Here is a 19,248-nt window from a genome sequence, read left to right on the forward strand (position 1 = left end):
CTACATACGTAATTATGCCAGCTATAAGAGTAGTGAATAAGATATTAATTCACTACTCACAATACCCACTTTACATTATATGGTATATTTACTTGTAAAAAGAAGATAATAACAAGTAAATCCATTAAAGAATGGGAGCTCTAAAAAAATGAAACGAAAAATATTAACTCTCTTTACGCTTATATGTTTAGCACTACCAATGCAAGCTAGTGCTTACACATTTCAGTCACTACCGATTGCGTCAAAGTCTAAACAATGGTATGTCGAAATTGATAAATCTCATAACTCAAACAAGCAAGCAATCCAGCCAAAGCAAGGTGTATTTGATACATATAGTTTACTCGTAAAAAACATCGGTCATGATGTATCAAACGTATCTGTGGAAATACTTGATAACAATCCTACCTCTAAAGCTACCTTTAAACCTACTACACCTAATGAAAATGTTTCCAAAAGTCATACAAGCTTTGACTACATGGTATTCCCATTAGACTTTAATAGTCATAATTTTAAAGTTGTGATCACTTGGGAGGAAAAGAATTTCTCTTATAACGGCCACCCGATAAATGAAGGTAAAAAAATGAAACAAACATTTGTATTTAATGAAGACTAAGTCCTAATTTCTTTAGGGCTTAGTCTTCTTTTTTGAAACCTGCTTGTATCGCTTCCGTCACTTCTTTTGTGATTTCTAATTTTGTTGCTTCGATACTAATTTTTTGCGCCAAATATGTATGGAAGGCTTTTCATTACAAAGTTGTTTTATTAATACTGGTTGATTATATGCTAGGTTATTTTCTATATAGGTCTAGCCCTCTTTTCCCATATAATCAATTAAATCGACGAATACTCGGTACAGACAATGCTATTCCAATTGTTAAAATTACTAAACTAGCTAGTGTTATAATAGTTATCTCGCCACCTATGACAGTAGCTAACCAGCCTACAACTACATACCCTAATGGCAATAAAGCAAAAGAACCCAACATATCAAGACTTGCCACTCTTCCGAATGCTTCTTCTGGTACAAGTTCCTGTAAACTCGTTTCCCAAATGAGTCCAAATATCATCATGCCAAATCCTTCAATTGCCATTAAGAATATTAAAGCGGGTGCCCAAGAAATGAATGGCATAATTAATAAAGCAATACCACTCATTAAAACACCTCCATAAGCCAGTAATCCTCTCTTATGCCACCGCTCTTTCCCACCAAATATTAATGCAGCAATTACAGCCCCACCACCAGAAAAGGCCATGCCAAGTCCATACACGTAAGCTTCAAAATGATGATGAACATTAAATAACCACGGAATTAACACGACGATAATGCCGGCATAACAAATATTTATAAAAGAAAAAACTAAAATTGTAATCCACAGCCACGGATGACTTTTTAAAACTAATACACCTTCCATAAACTCTTGTTTGTAATTAAGCTTACTCTTTTCAATGGGTTTTACTTTTTCAAACTTAATTTCTTTTAAAAATAATAAACATAAAAATGATAATAAGTACGTTACTGCATCTAGTCCGAAACCTATCCCTGCAGACGCAACCGATACGATTAACCCACCAAGTGCTGGTCCAATTAATCGTATACCTTGATTACTCATTTGAGTGAGTGCGTTAGCTGCATTACGAATTTCAGGAACGAATACTTTCGCTCTTACAGCAGAATATGCTGGTTGGAATATCCCTTCCATAAGTCCGTATAAGGCAACGAGAATGTATAAAACTGTAATTGTTAATAAATCCATAAATATAAGCGATGCAAGTAATAGCATTAATATACAGCGGAGTATATCCGTAAATAACATTAATTTAACCCGATCAATTCGGTCTACAATTAAACCTGCAAACGGTAAAGCGAGAATATTAGGTAGCATGTACATTGCCATTGTCATTCCCATCACAACTGTTGAGCCAATTAATGAATACACAACAACTGGGAGTATGACCATAGTTATCGAACTACCTAAGGCCGAGAGTAATTGTCCAATCCATAAAAATTTAAAGTGTGGTGATACTTTAACCGGTAATAATAATTTACCAACATAACCTAAACTTTTCTCCTTTTGTATTTCTCCTTGCATGTCTCTTCCCTCTTTTCGAATGACTATAGAATTTATAATTTATAACTGAAAATTTATAATATTCAATTTCTAATTATATAAGAAACAATTATGTTATGGTAAAATTATCAAAAAATATAAAGGAGAATACATCATTATGCCTCTAAATTCACATAACATCGAACACCAGATCTATACAATGTGTATGATCCAACGTAACAATGAAGTTTTACTCATAAAACGCCCCAACCATCGAGGTTTCCCTGGCTACATCGCTCCTGGCGGCAAAGTAGATTTCCCCGAAAGTATCGTTCAAGCCGCTATAAGAGAAGTAAAAGAGGAAACTGGATTACTTGTTTCGAATTTAACTTTTAAAGGATTAGATGAATATGTAAATCCGAAAGGTAATGTTCGGTACATGGTATTTAACTACTGGACAGACTCATTTGAAGGTGAACTTCTTTTAAACCCTCCTGAGGGCGAATTATTATGGATACCAATCGATACAGCACTAAAGCTACCTATGCAAACTTGGTTTAAAGAAAGATTCCCATTATTTTTTGAAACAGGCATTTTTGAAATTCAACGTGTTTGGGATAATGAGCTAAATAAACAAATTTCTATGACAATTACTCATACATAAAAAAAGCTTGGAAACCTGTCCAAGCCTTTCTTACTTCTAAGTAATTTTTTCAATCTTATAATGAATATGTAAAAATTTAAGTCCAAATATCCACATGCTATGATGAGCTGTTAACATTTTATCCTTATCCTCTGTAATGACGAAAGTCTCTGCTAACGGTAAACGGATTGTTAAGAACCGAGTATGTAAATAAATACCCTCATCTCCCTTACCATTTCTTCTTAGCTTACTAGTAATGATTAAATCATTACTCTTATTACATAATTTCAAAACTCCTGTCATATTCGAATAAGGTAAAGGTAAGGCGATATTCATATATGTCTCATCCTTATTTGTATGCTTTGAATAAAGAGCTACAAAAATAGATTCACCTGCTTCATTTTTCCTTAGCCAAGCCCTTACATTCTCTCTTCCATCTTCCTCATCCATTACACCAATGATAGAGCCATGCATCGGTTCCCACTTGTCGCCCATTCCTAAATGTATTTGTCCTACACGCTTGCTCATTTTCTCATAACAAAATGCAAATGGGCGGAACCAACGAGCCCATTTAATATTTGATTGCAACTCATACTCTGTTGTATTTTCATAAAAACGAATAATACTTAAAGGTACCTTCGTCACGTCAAATGACTCACTATGAAAGTCATTTACTTTATCAACTAAACCATTGTATTCCTTACTGCCTACTAAATTGCCGCTATATAAAAAAGCCTCACCAATTGCCACACTTCCTCTTAATTTACTCATTGGTTTCCCATAGTATTTATAATTCGGAACACTCTTTTCGATCATCCAGCCGACAAATGCCGGTAACGCTACTCCAATTCCGTTGACAACACCGTGAATCCAAACCATTTGAGCAATTGTAATCGTCATTACATGCTTCAAATTCCCGTATGAGTATATAAGTGAGAACATAATTGTAACCATGAGTGTACTAGACGAAACGATTAGAAGAATCTTTGCACTGATAGCATTAAATTTTGCTCTCCAAACGTAAAATCCATACCCATAAATCGCACATAAATATAGAAACACTGCAAAAAATTCAAATATTCTCGAGTATGTAATTCCTATTGCGACTGTCATAGGTGAAATCATGATGATAAACATAATAACATCATATACTTTACTTCTCTTTTCTCTTTTTCTCCCTATTAAACCAGCTGATAATGGCAATAGAAACGCCGAATAATGAAAATGTGCAGCTGTGAGTAAAACAATGTCAGAGCTAAACTGCATAATTGAAAGTTTTGCTACTGAAGCAAAAAACCAAAAACCACCTAAAAACAAATAAATAAACGCACTATCTATGGCGGTCTCTTCTAACGGCTTCCATCCTCTTTCTAGCAATCTACTTACACCAAATAACGCAACAATTCCTGTATATACAAACCAAACTAGCGCAAATACATAGTGATTTGTGACGAAAGCTAGCATTGCACAAATTGCTGCAATTGGATATAAAAACGATACGAATTTATAAAATAATAAATACGATCCATCTCTTTTTCTTTTATCAATAATACAAAGTGACATTGGTATAAATAATAAAACAGATAATAATATAATTGCTTCAACAGGATTTATATTCGACCGCTCACATAATAGAAAAACAACATAACCAGCAAGCCCAAATATTATATTTTTCATATCGTTTATTTCCTTTCCACAAATGTTCCCTTATATGAAAAAAGCGAGCCAATTAACGGGTTTCGTACTTGTACATGAATTCGAAAACACTGTAGTGTTGCATCATAACTTTCAACAATTTTTGCTTCACCATACAAGAATTTTGGCAACGGAATTTTTCTTCCAAACATATAAAACCATTGTTTCTTTGAAGCAATATGCATTGCCCCTAACTCATCGATATGAAAATGTAGTGTAGAAACGAGTAAATGTGGTTCGCCAAAATAATCTACAATTTCATTTTCGTTTTCATCCAATTGCATAACTGCGTTAAAATATCTTTTCTTATTATGAAAATAAAAAGTACGGTTCCACCTTACTAATTCTTGTCCATATTCATCTCGCTCAGCTATGTTTTGTATCGTAAATGGAATTTCCTCTCCTCGTTCCGAGAAAAACATTCGAAACTTCGATGCAATTTTCAATATAAATTTCACGAAAAAAGAGCCACCGTAAATTTCATCCATCTTTCCTTCCCCTGTAAAACTATTCTCTTCTGTAATGGCATAACGCTTCTGCAATTCAGGATGAAGATTTTTATAGGTATCCCCTAATAATCGTTCATACATATTAGCCATACACTTATCCCTTTCTCGCCCTCTTGCAATTTTTCGCGCTTGGTAAATCGAAACTATTTATATAACCGACAATTGATAACCCCATTAGAAGAACATTTAATGTAATCGGATTAAACGCCCCTGTAAAGCTTGCAATATTCGTAAATCCTGCCGCTAACGTTAAAACTAGTAATACAATAATATGCAATATAAATAATTTTCGTTTTGTTATTGGCAACAGCCATACGACACCGAAAATTATTTCTAACACCCCAATTATTTTAAGTATATATACACTACTTTCATTTGAACCAATTAATACAGAAAGCATCTTTACTTCTTCTGAATGAGTAAACAGTAGTTTCGGCACTATCCCTTGATATATCCATACAAAAGCAAATAAAAAGCATACGAGCCAATACGTCATTGTTCTTCTAATTAGTAACCTAGGATGAAGCCCCTTTTCTAACCATAATTTTAAGGCATCAAAACTCCAAGCTGTCGCCCAACCTAATAACGGACGAAAAATATAGGAATCTATTACCTTTCCTATACGACCAAATCTTGTATCATAATCATATTGTGTCTCAAAATGGATGTATTCTTTATTCGGCGTATACTTCCAATAACCACGTCCTATTTGAATAAGAGATAATGTATTATCCGTCCAAAATTTTAATGAGGAAATTCTTTCACCAGTTTCTTTTCTTATTTCACCTATTGATTCCCCTTCTCCAGCTATTTCAAGCCCAAATCCAATCTTTGTTTTATACAAAAACTTCTGTGGTTCTCCTTCTTTTTTCTCTAAATACGAAATTTCAGTAAAGCGAGCATCCCACTCTGTATGTATATCTGGTTCTTGCGTATATCTCCATAATTTTTCCATCGTCGTGTTCATTTTTGTCGCAACATAAATAGGCTGTTTCCTTTTCATTCTCCCACCTCCTATGCACTATAAGTTTAATGTACATGCAATGAATTTATTTTGCTACATTTTTCACAAACTTTTCTGTAAAAAGAAAGAATTTTTAAAATATATGTAAAACACTTGATTCCCCGAAAAATTTAAATTATTATAAAACAAATGTTACCAATAACTTCATAAATCAAACACTCTCGCCTAAAACGTGAGATAGAGGTTGCGATACTTATGAGTATTCTAATGGAGACACAGAGATGTCTATGAACTTAGATGAAAGGAAGTATTGCCGAAATTGATAAATTTCTCTGCATTTATCAATTGGGGCTGTTTTCGAATAGAAACAGAACTGTCATATGTACAGACGTGTACGTATGAAGAGCTATCTACAAAAAAGAGATATCATTTTTTATGATATTCCTTTTTTGGCGGTTTTTTTATTAGCTCCGTTTTCTGTTTCCCTTTTCCTGTAACAGCACCATCCTCACTTATTTGAGATGGTGTTTTTTGTTTGTCTTTCTGGTAACTACAGGAGTATTGGGATTTATATATTTCCTAATCTATTCTTAAAAATAGACGAAAGAAGGAATTTGCAATGGAAACAATTGTTCAAAAATTTGGTGGCACTTCTGTCGGAAGCGTCGAACGCATTCAACATGTAGCAAATTTAATTATTGAAGAATATGAACGAGGTCATAGCGTTGTCTCTGTCGTTTCAGCAATGGGAAAAAGTACGGATCAACTTGTCGCACTCGCTAACGCTATTACAGAAAATCCAAGTAAACGTGAAATGGATATGCTTCTATCTACAGGAGAACAAGTAACTATTTCATTATTAACAATGGCACTGCAAGCAAAAGGCTATCATGCAATTTCATTAACAGGATGGCAAGCTGGTATTACGACAGAATCTGTACATAGTAGTGCACGGATTACTGACATTCATACAGATCGTATTCAATCTTATCTTGCTGAAGGCACGATTGTTATCGTAGCTGGTTTCCAAGGTATAAGTGTAGAAAATGAAATTACAACGCTTGGCCGTGGTGGTTCTGATACGACTGCTGTCGCACTAGCCGCTGCACTTAAAGCAAAAAAATGTGATATTTATACGGATGTGACAGGCGTATATACGACGGACCCACGAGTTGTAAAAGATGCTTACAAATTAGATGAAATTTCTTATGACGAAATGTTAGAGCTTGCTAATCTCGGTGCTGGCGTATTACACCCGCGCGCTGTTGAGTTTGCTAAAAATCATAACGTAGTTTTAGAAGTTCGCTCAAGTATGGAACAAGAAAACGGAACAATTGTAAAAGGAGAATGTAACATGGAACAACAATCAATCGTTAAAGGTATTGCATTTGAGGATAACATTACACGTGTCACAATTAAAGGACTAGAACAAGGCTCGCTTTCAACAGTTTTCTCTACATTAGCAGCAGCACACATTAATGTAGATATCATCATTCAAAGTATTACAAATGAAGGAACTGTACATCTCTCCTTCTCCATTCACTCGAATGATTTAAGAGAAACTTTAAAAGTTTTGGAACAAAATCAAGAAACTCTTCACTACGAATCTGTAGAACATGAAAATCACTTAGCAAAAGTATCAATCGTAGGATCTGGCATGGTATCTAACCCTGGTGTCGCTGCAAATATGTTCACTACTTTAAAAGAAGAAAATATTCATATTAAAATGGTAAGTACATCAGAAATTAAAGTGTCTGTCGTTATTGACCGCCTTCATTTAGTAACAGGTGTTGAGGCGTTGCATCAATCATTTATGGCGAAAATTGAGCCTTTAGTGCAAATGAGCTAATTTGATATTTTCAGTAACGCTTATAAAAAAATCATATTAATCTACTTCCTTCCTATTAAATAAAATGCTGTTCGTTAACAAGATGCTATATGACATATAAAAAAACACCTTGTCACCTTTTCATATACTATGACAAGGTGTTTTTGACTGAAAGGAATTTGTAACTACTTAGTAGTATAATTATGAGGATGATTAAATAATAAACTTTTATACATAAGGAGATAAGACTATGGCAAAAAACAAATTACTACGAATGGACAATGTCAGCATCGTTGTAGAATCCCTTGATAACGCAATCTCTTTCTTCGAGGAGATTGGCTTGAACCTCGAAGGGCGAGCCACTGTCGAAGGTGAATGGGCTGGTCGCGTAACTGGACTCGGCTCTCAGTGCGTAGAGATTGCTATGATGGTCACTCCAGATGGCCACAGCCGAATTGAACTTTCGCGATTTCTCACCCCACCTACTATATCAGATCACCGAAATACTCCTGTAAACGCCCTCGGTTATCTACGCGTCATGTTCACCGTTGAAGACATTGACGAAATGGTATCCAGACTCACTAAGCATGGTGCAGAGCTCGTTGGCGAAGTAGTTCAATACGAGAACTCGTATCGTCTCTGCTACATTCGTGGAGTCGAAGGAATTTTAATCGGTTTAGCGGAAGAACTCGGTAATAAATAAGCAAGTGACGTTTTATAAAAAAGAGGGAATAGCTCTATATTTAAGCTATTCCCTCACTTCTATTAAAACAGATGAATGTTTTCTTTTTTACAAGCTGCACGTAAATCGTCAGGCCATACAGAAGATTGAACTTCACCGATATGTGCTTTACGTAAGAAGTACATGCACATTCTTGATTGTCCAATGCCACCGCCGATTGTTAATGGTAGTACATCTTCTAATATACCTTTATGGAAATCATACTCACGTTTGAAGTCTTCACCAGTTTTCGTTAACTGCTCATCAAGTGATTTACTATCAACACGAATTCCCATTGATGATAATTCAAATGAAGATTGTAGTACTGGGTGCCAGAATAAAATATCACCGTTTAATTTCCAATCGTCATAATCAGCTGCGCGTCCGTCGTGCTTTTCACCTGAACGAAGTGCATCACCAATTCCGATAATAAAGACTGCACCGTGTTCTTTCGCAATTGCATGTTCACGATCTTTCGGTGTTAATTCTGGATATTTATCTTCTAGTTCTTGAGAAGTAATGAAAACAATCTCTTCTGGTAAATACTTTCCAAGGAACGGATATTTTTCAAATAAGTGATCTTCTAAATCTTTGAATATTCCATAAATTGTTTGTACTGTTTTTTGTAAGTAATCGACAGTACGCCATTCTTTTTGAACGATTTTTTCCCAATCCCATTGGTCAACGTAAATGGAATGCGTTGCATCAAGTTCTTCATCACGACGAATCGCGTTCATGTTTGTATATAAACCTTCACCAGCTTCGTATCCGTATTCATGTAATGCAAATCGTTTCCATTTCGCTAGTGAATGAACAATTTCTAATTCTTCTCCTGAATGTAACATATCAAATTCAATTGGGCGTTCTACACCGTTCAGGTGATCGTTTAATCCTGATTTTTTCGTTACGAATAATGGTGCAGATACGCGGAATAGTTCAAGGCGTTTTGCTAATTGGTCCTCGAAAAATGTTTTAACTTCCTTAATTGCGATTTGAGTCTCTCTTACTGTCATTAATGATTGATACATGGTGGTTTCCTCCTAAAATGTTTGGATGTTGTGAAAAGAAGCCAACAAAAAAAAGCCCTTCTTTCCCAAAAAACTGGGACGAAAGGCTTTGGTTCCGCGGTACCACCCAAATTAGCAACAGAGGTTGCTCACTTATACAGTACGGAGATAAAATATCTCGATACTGTTCTTCTTGTAACGGCGAAGTACCCGGCTAAGTCTACTTTCCTATAAAGGATTTCGGTTAGCAACTCCAGGAGGTTCTTCATAATAGGCTTCGTATCAGGCTCACACCACCCCTGACTCGCTTAAACTACGTCCTACTACTACTCGTCCTTTCATAGTCGTTTTGTTGTCACATCTCTGAAACATTTTATTAATGATTATTCTATACAAAAAATAAAGAAAGTCAACAAAAAGTTTTAAAATGTTTTTCAATTCTTTATTTTACGGCTTTATTGATTGTTGTTAATTTAACATCTTTACTTTTTCTGCCTCGTCAATCCAAAAAATGTTTCACTGATCGAAACTAACGTATACACAACAATTAATGTGATCGTTCGGAATATAGAATCCGCAGTATTTCTTATTATTTTCATTTTCTTTATAATTCCTTTCAGTTTACTTGCAATTTCATGATATACTATAGCATTCAAGCAGTTTATTTTTACTTAAAGTAATCATAGTCATTTATAAAGAGTATTTTCTAAATCATTGACTATTATCAAATAAGATTTTTATATAACGGAGTGATCATATGAGTAAAACGAAAGCAAAACCGAAAAAAGGTGTAGGACAAGGTACAGGAAGTAAAGGATGGAACCGTTGGCAATCAAGTGCAAAGAAAAAGGCAGCTGCCAAACCGTACAAAAGTAAAGGTACAAAGAAGTAATTTAAATAACATTTGATTTCTTTACTTTGTACAAAACAAAATATAATTATTACAACAAAAAAGCTATGCCCTCATCAATTTGAAGGCATAGCTTTTTTATATTAAATCATTAAAATATCTCGAATTTCTTCCTCTGTGATTGAGGACAATTTCTCTTCTCCCGGCTCAATCACTTCAGCGATTAAATTTTTCTTACTTTCTTGCAGTTCATGCATTTTCTCCTCAATTGTTCCCTGAGCTACTAGCTTTATAACTTGCACTGTATTTTTTTGTCCCATTCGATACGCTCTATCGGCCGCTTGTTGTTCAACAGCTGGATTCCACCATAAATCATATAATATTACTGTATCTGCACCAGTTAAATTAAGTCCGGTACCACCAGCTTTTAAAGAAATGAGAAATAGCTCTCCTTCTCCTTCGTTAAACCGATCGCACAGCTCTACACGTTCCTGCGCTGGTGTACTCCCGTCTAAATAAAAGTATGGAATTGCTTGTCGATTTAACTCACGACCAATAATAGAAAGCATCTTCGTAAATTGAGAAAAAATTAATATTCTCTTCCCTGTACTTCTACATTCCTCTAGAATCTCTAACAGTTGTTCAAATTTAGCTGAACTTCCTTTGTAATCATCAACAAATAAAGCGGGATGACAACAAATTTGTCGCAATCTCGTTAAACCAGCTAAAATTCTAATTTTATTTTTACGTAACGTGTCTTTGTCTAAATGCTTCAACGTTTCTTCCCTTAACTTCGCTAAATAAGCAGCATAGAGACTCTTTTGATCGGGTAATAACTCCGATGATTGTAAGTGCTCTATTTTCTCTGGCAACTCATTTAATACGTCCCCTTTTAACCGTCTTAATACGAATGGTTTCACTCGCTTCGCTATATCTTCACGCCTTAAATCACCGAACTCTTTTCTTCCTGGTAATAATTCCGGGAAAACGACATGGAAGATAGACCATAGCTCTTCTAATGAATTTTCTACAGGTGTCCCCGTTAGTCCGAAACGGTATTCAGCTTGAATTGTTTTCACAGCTCTTGCCGTTTGTGTTGTAGGGTTTTTAAACGCCTGTGCTTCATCAAGAAATAGTGTATGAAATGGTCTTGCATATAATCTTATATCTCTTCTCAGTAATGGATATGACGTAATTATGACATCAAATTCCGCTATATCTTTCAAAATCTTCCGGCGCTCTGCTTGGTTTCCATCTGCAATAACCGCTCTAATATGCGGGGCGAATTTTTTCAATTCACTAAACCAATTATAAACAAGAGATGATGGTGAAACGACTAATATAGGCAGCTTCTTTTCTCGAATCTCAGGCAAAACAGAATCTATAAAAGCAATGCTTTGCAACGTTTTTCCAAGTCCCATATCATCTGCCAAAATACCGCCAAAACGGTAATAAGCAAGTGTTTTCATCCATTCGAACCCATATACTTGATACTTTCTCATTTCTGCATTTAAAGTATTTGGCACAGCAAACTTTAATTTTTTCGGATTTTGAATGTTTTCTACTAACTCTTGAACAGAATCATCCACACTTAAAACATTGCCTTCATGAAGTCCATTCATCCATTTTACACTCCGAATAAGCGGAACATTTACCTCTTCTCCATGTAAAAATTCTTTCCGAATACCTGATTCTTTTATAAACTGATTAATTTCATTAAACTCTTTACTCTCTAGCGATAAAAAAGAACCGTTCGCCAATCGATAATATTTACGTTTCTCTTCAAGAGCCGCTAATACACCTTTAATTTCTGCTTCTGGTATTCCTTTTATATCAAAACGAAATGACAACCAATCAATTCTTTCTTTTCTTCTCATTCTAATAAGAGGAACTACATCCCCTTTACTAATTCGCAATTTAATTGCTGTCGTCGCATAAATATCAACTAAACCTTTTAATGTTGGCACGACGTGATATAAAAAGTTATACTCAGCTTCTTCATTATGCATAAAGTAACCGCCTTCTGTTTTTGCAAAGGCACTTTCACTCATAATGTCTAAAATCTCTTTTTCCTTTTTCTCATCACGATTAAAAACAGACGGCTGTCCATCCTCTTCTAGCGGATTAATCATGACGTTCCCATAGTGAAATTCAAGACCTGCTAATAAGCGATTTTTCACACGGTCTAAATACAATTTCGCTTTTAGCGAAGGTGTTTCAACACGATCCGATATTACTTCATCAATGTGTACAGTTCCGAGCTTCATTAATCCTGGTACAACTTTCCCGACGAAATGTTCCATCTTACTTTCTGGAATATAAAACTGATTACTATTTGAGCGACTTATCATCTTTTGTAATTCAATAAGTCGCATACAATCTTCAATGTGTAAGTGATATAATTTCCCATCGTAAAGTGCATTGTTATACATATCCATAACTCGTACACGATTTAGACCATCTATATGAAGTGTAAATCCGCCATTATTTCCCTTTTTAAATTCAAAGTGTAACGGCAACAAACCTTTTGAAACTTGTAATCCCTGAAACAGTCGTTCATTTTGTTTCAGCTGTACATATTCAACTTTAGAAAGTGAAGAGAGCATATCTTTCCATGAAGCTGGTGGTATGAATATCATACTTTCATCTTGTTTCGCATGTACTTCTAGCGCATCCTCATACATTTTTTCGTTATGATACATTTTAATGAGCTGCTGGATAATCGCATCCGTTTCTTGTTTAAAACTATGTACATCTGGCGTATATGTAAATTCATTTGAACAATGAAAAGACTCTCTTTTCTCCACCTTAGAAAGAAATTCTCTAATATGATTTATGAAATACACTTTGGCAAGTTTCAATTGAATTCCAAGTAGAGCCCCCCCACTTCTCGTAGCTACTGGTGTACATATAAACTCAACATCTAATATTTCGCGTGTATCAAAACGGTGTTGTTTACTTTTTGGCCTCAGTGGTTTGTCCGCAAACAGCTGAAACATACCACTTGTCAATTGATCGTTTCTGTTACTAGTGGAGCTCATTCCACCTGTTTGTTGATTATAGTTTATTTGTATTAATACTGCTGCAACATGTTGACAATACGTTTGAAAAGACGATAATGAAGGACAACTACATTTTGCAACAACATCACCCTTTTTAGCTTTTTCTACTGTAACATGGAAATCCTCGTTCCCTTTTACTGTAGCCTCGCAAATTTCTTTATTTTTATCATAATGATTTATTATCACTTTATTTGATTTATAATAGGCTTCACCTCTTTTATATGAGGTCTCTCCGCACACTTCTTTAATAATCGATTTATTCAATGTGAAACTCATCGCTTTGACACTTCCTTAATATAAAACCATTTTCTCTTACTTAACATTTTACATGCTCCACGAGAAAATATAAAATGTTGATTTAACAAAGAAGATGCTTATTTATAAGCATCTTCTTCACTCTATTTCCATCAACCTCTTCGCCTCAAAATACAACACTTGAATAAACTTCTTTGTATTAATTCGCGTATGACCAGAAGATGCAAGTTCATCTTTCGTCATTTCTGTCATCCGTTTTCTAACTACAGTGAAATCGAAAAATTTTGGAGCATAGCTTTCAAATTTTGGATTTGAAAAGTCTGTTAGTCCTAAAGAAGCCAAATGATTTAACGACTGATAAATAGCTCGACGTACTCTTTGTTCAGACGCTTTTTTCTCTTTATCAATATCCGCCTCTAAAGCTATATCCCCTAATTTCCTTATCGTAATATGATGAAAAATTTCTTTTAACGCAGGAAAGCCAAAGTCAAATGTCTGTGCCTTTTCTTGACCATATAAATATTCCAGCATACTAAGTAAATCTTTACTTCCATTCTCTCCCGCAATACCGAGTTCTGATAGTAAAAAGCGCCCTAAATCCCCTATCTTTTTTCCTTCTTGTACTGGTTCAGTACGCAATTGCGGTTTTTCCCACTGAAACACGTTATTCAATGATTTTTGAATATCATGTATAGAACGCTCCAATCTAATACGCTCTATCACTTTGCGTACAACAGATACAACTTCGATTTTATTTAATGGTTTTGTAATATAATATTCTACACCAAATGTATATGCCTCACCTATAAGCTGCTTCGATTCCACTTGAGAAATCATAATAATTTTCCCCGTGAAAGTTGACGCAATGTGACGAACTGTTTCAATTCCGTCCCTCATCGGCATCAACAAATCAATAAATAAAATATCTATTTTTTTAAAATTTAGTTGATCCGCTTCAATAAAAGCTCCGTCATCCGCCTCACCAATTACTTCTCCAAGATCTCCATCTTCAATAATTTGCGACAGCATTGAACGGAAAACTTCATCATCGTCTACGATATAATAAAACAAATCTATTCCCCTTCCCGCTTTAAACTGCACTCCGGTAAACAAACGATAAACTTACACCCTTTTCCGGTTTCATTGTCTTCTAATCTTACTTCTCCGCCTAGCTCTGTTACCATTTCATGTATGTAAGAAAGTCCAATGCCTGTTGACGGTGTTCCTGTTTGATCATACTTGGAAGTAAACCCGGGCTTAAATACTAATTTTTTATACTTTTGTGCAATACCAGGGCCATCGTCAATTACTTCAAATATTACATGTTGCTCTCGTTTATATAAATCAATATGAATGAGACCTCTATCTTCAATTGCTTCCACTGCATTGGCAACTAAGTTATTAAAGATTGATAGCACTGTATACACGTGATATGCAGCGTGTTCACCTTCTATATATTTAGAAAAACGTATATCTTTCTCTAGCATTCCAGCGTACTTTTCATTTATTCTTACAATCATTTCTGTAAGCTCATGTCCTTCTACATACTCAGCTACATTTTTATCTAATAACAGTTTAGATAATCCCGCAAAAATTCTTTGATTATCCTTTTTTATTTCGTGCACTTCTCCTGCTATTTTCAATGCTGTTTTACTATTGGGATCATCGTTCGCTTGTAAATTTCGATATAGTTGATATGCTTCTTGTGTAATTAACTCTGCATTTTGTAATGTCTTTTTCAAATGAACAGATTCCACATATAAATTAGAAAGATGCATTAACATGTTTTCATTTTCTTTTCGAACTTGCGATTCTTTTAATTTCGTTTCATATAAATTCATCATATTTAAAAAACCAAGTGCAAAGAAACTACGAAAAATAGCAATAATAATAAGTTTATTTACTTCAGAAATCGTTATTGTTGTACCGAGTACTAACATGTGATAGAACGCAAGTTCTGACATACTTGCAACAATTTCAATTGAAATGCCAAGGCATCCAATAATGATTGGTTTCTGATGGAACTTATTTACCCTGCAAAGCGAAAAAAGACTGCCATAAATAAAATAATAGAAGAACACAGGATAACGCAAATAAAATGATTCTGTCATATGAAATGAACCTTGCATGATCCAGTCAAGACATACTCGGAATAAGACTACAGATATACCAACAAGAATACCTGCAACTCCTGCTGGTACTCTTCTTAAAAATAATAATAAAAAGAAAAATAGCGGTGTACCGAAGCTAACTCGAAACGTATCATTAAAGGGATGAAAGTTCAGCTCCCCAGCAATAGGAACAACGACCATTAATATAATTAAAAGGGACATATCTTTCTTCCATAATTGATTCCAATTCAAAGGTGCCACTTCCTATACTTTTTTTCAGTAGTAAAGCGAAAGCCCGCTTATTGTTATAAACGGGCTTTTTTTCTATATTCTAACCTTTTCTACCGCTTTTATTTGGCGGTACTCCGGCTCCCATATTGCTTCTTTCACTGCCATCTTAATATCGTTATCACTTAAGTTCACTCTTGCAACACCTTCTGCAACTGCAACTTTAGCTACTTCAATTGCAACCATTTCTGAGATATTACGTAATTCTTCGACCTCTGGTAAAATAGGTGCTCCTGGCTGACTTGTATCTACCATACTTGCAACTGCTTCAGCAGCTGCTGCGAACATTCCATCCGTCATAACGCTTGCACGTACTACAATTGTTCCAAGACCAAGCCCTGGGAAAATAAGTGCATTATTTGATTGTCCAATCACATACGTTACACCGTTATATGTAACTGGTTCAAATGGACTTCCTGTTGCAACTAATGCTCTTCCTTCTGTCCACTCGATTACATCTGCTGGCTTTGCTTCAGCAAGCGGTGTTGGATTCGACATTGGTAAAATGATTGGTCTTTCTACGTGAGAAGCCATTTCTTTAATAATTTCCTCTTTAAATGCGCCCGCAACAGTAGATGTACCAATTAAAATTGTCGGTTTTACATGTTTCACAACTTCAGCAAGTCCGATCATATCATTTTGCTTCCACTCACTTACTTCCGCTTCTTTTCTTGCGTACGGAATTTGGAAATCAAGAAGGTCTTCCATATTATCTGTAACTAATCCGTTACGATCAATACACCAGAAACGCTTATATGATTCTTCTTCAGATACGCCTACGCGGACCATCGCATCTCTAACTTGATCTGCGATACCGATTCCAGCCGTACCAGCACCAAATACAACAACGCGGTGTTCACTTAATGGTACATCAGAAGCTTTCACTGCCGATAACACAGCAGCAAGTGAAACTGCACCTGTACCTTGAATATCATCATTAAATGTACAAATATCATGACGATATTTATCTAAAATTTTTCGTGCATTTCGAGAACTAAAGTCTTCCCAATGTAAAAGTGCTTTCGGGAATTGTTTATTCACTGCTTGTACAAATGTATCAATAAATTCATCGTAAGCTTCACCAGTTATACGAGGGTGACGATTTCCAATATAAAATGGATTGTTTAATAGTTCCTCACGATTTGTACCCACATCTAAAATTACCGGTAATACACGGCTAGGATCGATACCAACTGCGGCCGTATAAACAGCTAATTTCCCGATTGCGATGTTTATACCACCAACACCCCAGTCACCAATTCCAAGTATGCCTTCTCCATCTGTTACAACGACTAAATCAATGTTTTCAGCTGTTGCACCGATATTGGCGAATGCTTCTTCGATACCCGACGGATCGTTAATTGATAAATACACACCACGCGGTTTACGGTATTCATGACTATACCTTTGAATTGCTACACCGACTGTTGGTGTATATACAATTGGTAACATTTCACGTAAGTGATTTGTTAATATACGATAAAATAATACTTCATTTCGATCATGTAACGCTGTTAAATATACGTTCTTTAATAAATCATCCGGCTGAGAACAGAATTGTTCATATGCTCGGCGTGCTTGTTCTTCTAATGTTAAAACTGCTGGCGGTAATAACCCTTTTAAACCTAATTCTTCTCTCTCTTCTTGCGTGAAAGCGACCCCTTTATTTAAAAGTGGTGTCGATAATACTTCTACTCCTCTTAATGTCGTTTCTAATGAACCATTAGAAGCTACTGTAAACTTACTCATAACATCCCTACCTCTATTCATATATAGCATTTCTATATTGTAAACAAAAAAGAGGGGATTGTCCCCCCTCTTCTTTTAATTTTTCTTTAAAAGAGTTGCTCCTGCAATCCCTGGGTGCGTCATTTCGAATGGATCTAGAATTAACTCTAAGTCTTCTTGTGACAGTACACCGTTTTTCACACAAAGTTCTCGAACGGATTGACCTGTTGCAATTGCTTCTTTCGCAACGCGAGCTGCTGCTTCATAACCGATATGAGGGTTCACGGCTGTAATAATTCCTACACTCTTCTCAACATACTCTTTTAAGCGATCTTCATTCGCTTCAATTCCTTTTAAGCAATTATCTGTAAAGGCACGGAAACCGTTATTCATAATGCTAATAGATTGAAGTAAGTTGAAAACAAGTACTGGTTCCATAACGTTTAATTCTAACTGTCCTGCTTCTGAAGCAAGGCAAATTGTATGGTCGTTACCAATTACTTGGAACGCAATTTGATTAATTACTTCTGGCATAACAGGGTTTACTTTCCCTGGCATAATAGATGAACCTGGTTGACGAGCAGGCAACATAATTTCCGCTAAGCCAACACGTGGACCTGATGCCATTAAGCGAAGGTCATTCGCAATTTTAGACATATTCATCATACATACTTTCAGTGCTGCTGATACTTCTGTGTATGCATCCGTATTTTGCGTTGCATCTACTAAGTCTTCTGCACCAACAAGTGGCAGTTCACTAATTGTAGCTAAATGTTTTACAACTGCTTCAATATATTCTGGATCTGCATTTAAGCCTGTACCAACTGCAGTTGCTCCCATATTTACTTCATATAGATGTTGACGTGATTGCTTGATACGTTTCATATCACGTTCAAGTACGCGAGAATATGCTTTAAATTCTTGTCCAAGACGAATTGGCACAGCGTCTTGTAAATGTGTACGACCCATTTTAATAACATGATCGAACTGCTCTGCTTTTAATTCAAATACATCGTGCATATAACCCATCGTTTGTAATAAGCCTTCTAATGCATTTAATGTTGCAATATGAATCGCCGTTGGGAATGCATCGTTTGTTGATTGCGCCATGTTTACATGACTATTTGGACTAATATAATGATAGTCTCCCTTTTCCATTCCTAATAATTCAAGAGCACGATTGGCCATGACTTCATTTGCATTCATATTCATTGAAGTACCTGCTCCGCCTTGGATTGGATCTACGATGAAATGATCATGCCATTTTCCATCAAGAATTTCTTGAGCGGCTTCTGCGATCGCGCCGCCCTTGTTCAATTCCAATCTTCCTACATCTGTATTAGCAAGCGCTGCAGCCTTTTTTACAATTGCGAATGCTTTAATTAAGCCTTCATGGATTTTGTATCCTGTAATTGGGAAGTTTTCTACTGCACGCATTGTTTGTACGCCGTAGTATGCATAGTTTGGCACTTCTTTTTCACCTAAAAAATCTTTTTCAATTCGAACACCATTTTTAACTTCAGTTAATGTTGCCATGAT

At 35.5% G+C, this 19,248-nt stretch carries 15 protein-coding genes, 1 riboswitch and 1 other annotated feature; of the genes, 5 read left to right on the top strand and 10 right to left on the bottom strand.

The window, feature by feature from the left end:
* The first annotated feature begins 148 nt into the window (after positions 1–148).
* Positions 149–613 carry a hypothetical protein gene (locus ACYFX0_RS14855; RefSeq protein WP_098829347.1) on the top strand — a complete coding sequence of 155 codons (465 nt, stop codon included), beginning with the start codon at positions 149–151 and terminating at the stop codon, positions 611–613.
* Between the two features lie 214 nt (positions 614–827).
* Here the strand turns inward: ACYFX0_RS14855 and ACYFX0_RS14860 are convergent, their stop codons facing one another.
* A complete protein-coding gene (locus ACYFX0_RS14860) occupies positions 828–2,090 on the bottom strand; it encodes an MFS transporter (protein WP_001161167.1) in 1,263 nt (420 codons plus the stop codon).
* 136 nt (positions 2,091–2,226) lie between these two features.
* Here ACYFX0_RS14860 and ACYFX0_RS14865 point away from each other — a divergent pair, with 136 nt between their 5' ends.
* Positions 2,227–2,712: an 8-oxo-dGTP diphosphatase gene (locus ACYFX0_RS14865; RefSeq protein WP_106081353.1), complete on the top strand. Its 486-nt coding sequence runs from the start codon at positions 2,227–2,229 to the stop codon at positions 2,710–2,712.
* A 36-nt stretch (positions 2,713–2,748) separates the two neighbouring features.
* Here the strand turns inward: ACYFX0_RS14865 and ACYFX0_RS14870 are convergent, their stop codons facing one another.
* The 3 genes from ACYFX0_RS14870 to ACYFX0_RS14880 are packed head-to-tail and all read right to left on the bottom strand — an operon-like array spanning position 2,749 to position 5,898.
* Entirely contained in the window at positions 2,749–4,368 is a 1,620-nt protein-coding gene (locus ACYFX0_RS14870) for a YndJ family protein (RefSeq protein ID WP_106081354.1), read from the bottom strand.
* A gap of 5 nt (positions 4,369–4,373) precedes the next feature.
* Positions 4,374–4,985, bottom strand: coding sequence for a DUF4166 domain-containing protein (locus ACYFX0_RS14875; RefSeq protein WP_000002648.1), 612 nt, complete (start codon positions 4,983–4,985; stop codon positions 4,374–4,376).
* Positions 4,986–4,989: 4 nt separating this feature from the next.
* Complete coding sequence (locus ACYFX0_RS14880) at positions 4,990–5,898, bottom strand: DoxX-like family protein (protein ID WP_106081355.1); 909 nt, start codon at positions 5,896–5,898, stop codon at positions 4,990–4,992.
* 191 nt (positions 5,899–6,089) lie between these two features.
* A riboswitch (Lysine riboswitch) is annotated at positions 6,090–6,276 on the top strand.
* Positions 6,277–6,478: 202 nt separating this feature from the next.
* Between ACYFX0_RS14880 and ACYFX0_RS14885 the strand changes: the two genes are divergently transcribed.
* Together ACYFX0_RS14885 and ACYFX0_RS14890 are read left to right on the top strand one after the other, a co-directional pair.
* Positions 6,479–7,708: an aspartate kinase gene (locus tag ACYFX0_RS14885; RefSeq protein ID WP_046945421.1), complete on the top strand. Its 1,230-nt coding sequence runs from the start codon at positions 6,479–6,481 to the stop codon at positions 7,706–7,708.
* Between the two features lie 229 nt (positions 7,709–7,937).
* Positions 7,938–8,390 (top strand): VOC family protein, encoded by a 453-nt coding sequence (locus tag ACYFX0_RS14890; RefSeq protein ID WP_001107266.1) that lies wholly within the window; start codon positions 7,938–7,940, stop codon positions 8,388–8,390.
* A gap of 62 nt (positions 8,391–8,452) precedes the next feature.
* Here the strand turns inward: ACYFX0_RS14890 and asnA are convergent, their stop codons facing one another.
* A complete protein-coding gene (gene asnA, locus ACYFX0_RS14895; RefSeq protein ID WP_000284912.1) occupies positions 8,453–9,436 on the bottom strand; it encodes an aspartate--ammonia ligase in 984 nt (327 codons plus the stop codon).
* 71 nt (positions 9,437–9,507) lie between these two features.
* Positions 9,508–9,766 (bottom strand) — a binding site (T-box leader).
* A gap of 406 nt (positions 9,767–10,172) precedes the next feature.
* Here asnA and ACYFX0_RS14900 point away from each other — a divergent pair.
* Positions 10,173–10,307 carry a DUF3934 domain-containing protein gene (locus ACYFX0_RS14900; RefSeq protein WP_000047588.1) on the top strand — a complete coding sequence of 45 codons (135 nt, stop codon included), beginning with the start codon at positions 10,173–10,175 and terminating at the stop codon, positions 10,305–10,307.
* Between the two features lie 101 nt (positions 10,308–10,408).
* On the opposite strand, the gene ACYFX0_RS14905 is transcribed toward ACYFX0_RS14900, so the two are convergent.
* The 5 genes from ACYFX0_RS14905 to aspA form a co-directional block, all read right to left on the bottom strand.
* Positions 10,409–13,603: an SNF2 helicase associated domain-containing protein gene (locus ACYFX0_RS14905; protein WP_460270851.1), complete on the bottom strand. Its 3,195-nt coding sequence runs from the start codon at positions 13,601–13,603 to the stop codon at positions 10,409–10,411.
* A 117-nt stretch (positions 13,604–13,720) separates the two neighbouring features.
* Entirely contained in the window at positions 13,721–14,653 is a 933-nt protein-coding gene (locus ACYFX0_RS14910) for a response regulator (RefSeq protein ID WP_000500296.1), read from the bottom strand.
* Between the two features lie 2 nt (positions 14,654–14,655).
* A complete protein-coding gene (locus tag ACYFX0_RS14915; RefSeq protein ID WP_079997134.1) occupies positions 14,656–15,954 on the bottom strand; it encodes a sensor histidine kinase in 1,299 nt (432 codons plus the stop codon).
* 63 nt (positions 15,955–16,017) lie between these two features.
* On the bottom strand, positions 16,018–17,730 hold the full coding sequence (gene malS, locus ACYFX0_RS14920; protein ID WP_142398746.1) for an oxaloacetate-decarboxylating malate dehydrogenase: 1,713 nt from the start codon (positions 17,728–17,730) through the stop codon (positions 16,018–16,020).
* Positions 17,731–17,805: 75 nt separating this feature from the next.
* Positions 17,806–19,245 (bottom strand): aspartate ammonia-lyase, encoded by a 1,440-nt coding sequence (gene aspA / locus ACYFX0_RS14925; RefSeq protein ID WP_000224183.1) that lies wholly within the window; start codon positions 19,243–19,245, stop codon positions 17,806–17,808.
* Positions 19,246–19,248 lie beyond the last annotated feature (3 nt).

The sequence above is a fragment of the Bacillus sp. NEAU-Y102 genome (assembly GCF_054788175.1).

What these genes read in the sequence shown, in the direction of transcription:
- ACYFX0_RS14855 (WP_098829347.1), top strand. Translation starts at nt 149, where the DNA reads ATGAAACGAAAAATATTAACTCTCTTTACGCTTATATGTTTAGCACTA.
- ACYFX0_RS14860 (WP_001161167.1), bottom strand. Translation starts at nt 2,090, where the DNA reads ATGCAAGGAGAAATACAAAAGGAGAAAAGTTTAGGTTATGTTGGTAAA.
- ACYFX0_RS14865 (WP_106081353.1), top strand. Translation starts at nt 2,227, where the DNA reads ATGCCTCTAAATTCACATAACATCGAACACCAGATCTATACAATGTGT.
- ACYFX0_RS14870 (WP_106081354.1), bottom strand. Translation starts at nt 4,368, where the DNA reads ATGAAAAATATAATATTTGGGCTTGCTGGTTATGTTGTTTTTCTATTA.
- ACYFX0_RS14875 (WP_000002648.1), bottom strand. Translation starts at nt 4,985, where the DNA reads ATGGCTAATATGTATGAACGATTATTAGGGGATACCTATAAAAATCTT.
- ACYFX0_RS14880 (WP_106081355.1), bottom strand. Translation starts at nt 5,898, where the DNA reads ATGAAAAGGAAACAGCCTATTTATGTTGCGACAAAAATGAACACGACG.
- ACYFX0_RS14885 (WP_046945421.1), top strand. Translation starts at nt 6,479, where the DNA reads ATGGAAACAATTGTTCAAAAATTTGGTGGCACTTCTGTCGGAAGCGTC.
- ACYFX0_RS14890 (WP_001107266.1), top strand. Translation starts at nt 7,938, where the DNA reads ATGGCAAAAAACAAATTACTACGAATGGACAATGTCAGCATCGTTGTA.
- asnA (WP_000284912.1), bottom strand. Translation starts at nt 9,436, where the DNA reads ATGTATCAATCATTAATGACAGTAAGAGAGACTCAAATCGCAATTAAG.
- ACYFX0_RS14900 (WP_000047588.1), top strand. Translation starts at nt 10,173, where the DNA reads ATGAGTAAAACGAAAGCAAAACCGAAAAAAGGTGTAGGACAAGGTACA.
- ACYFX0_RS14905 (WP_460270851.1), bottom strand. Translation starts at nt 13,603, where the DNA reads ATGAGTTTCACATTGAATAAATCGATTATTAAAGAAGTGTGCGGAGAG.
- malS (WP_142398746.1), bottom strand. Translation starts at nt 17,730, where the DNA reads ATGAGTAAGTTTACAGTAGCTTCTAATGGTTCATTAGAAACGACATTA.
- aspA (WP_000224183.1), bottom strand. Translation starts at nt 19,245, where the DNA reads ATGGCAACATTAACTGAAGTTAAAAATGGTGTTCGAATTGAAAAAGAT.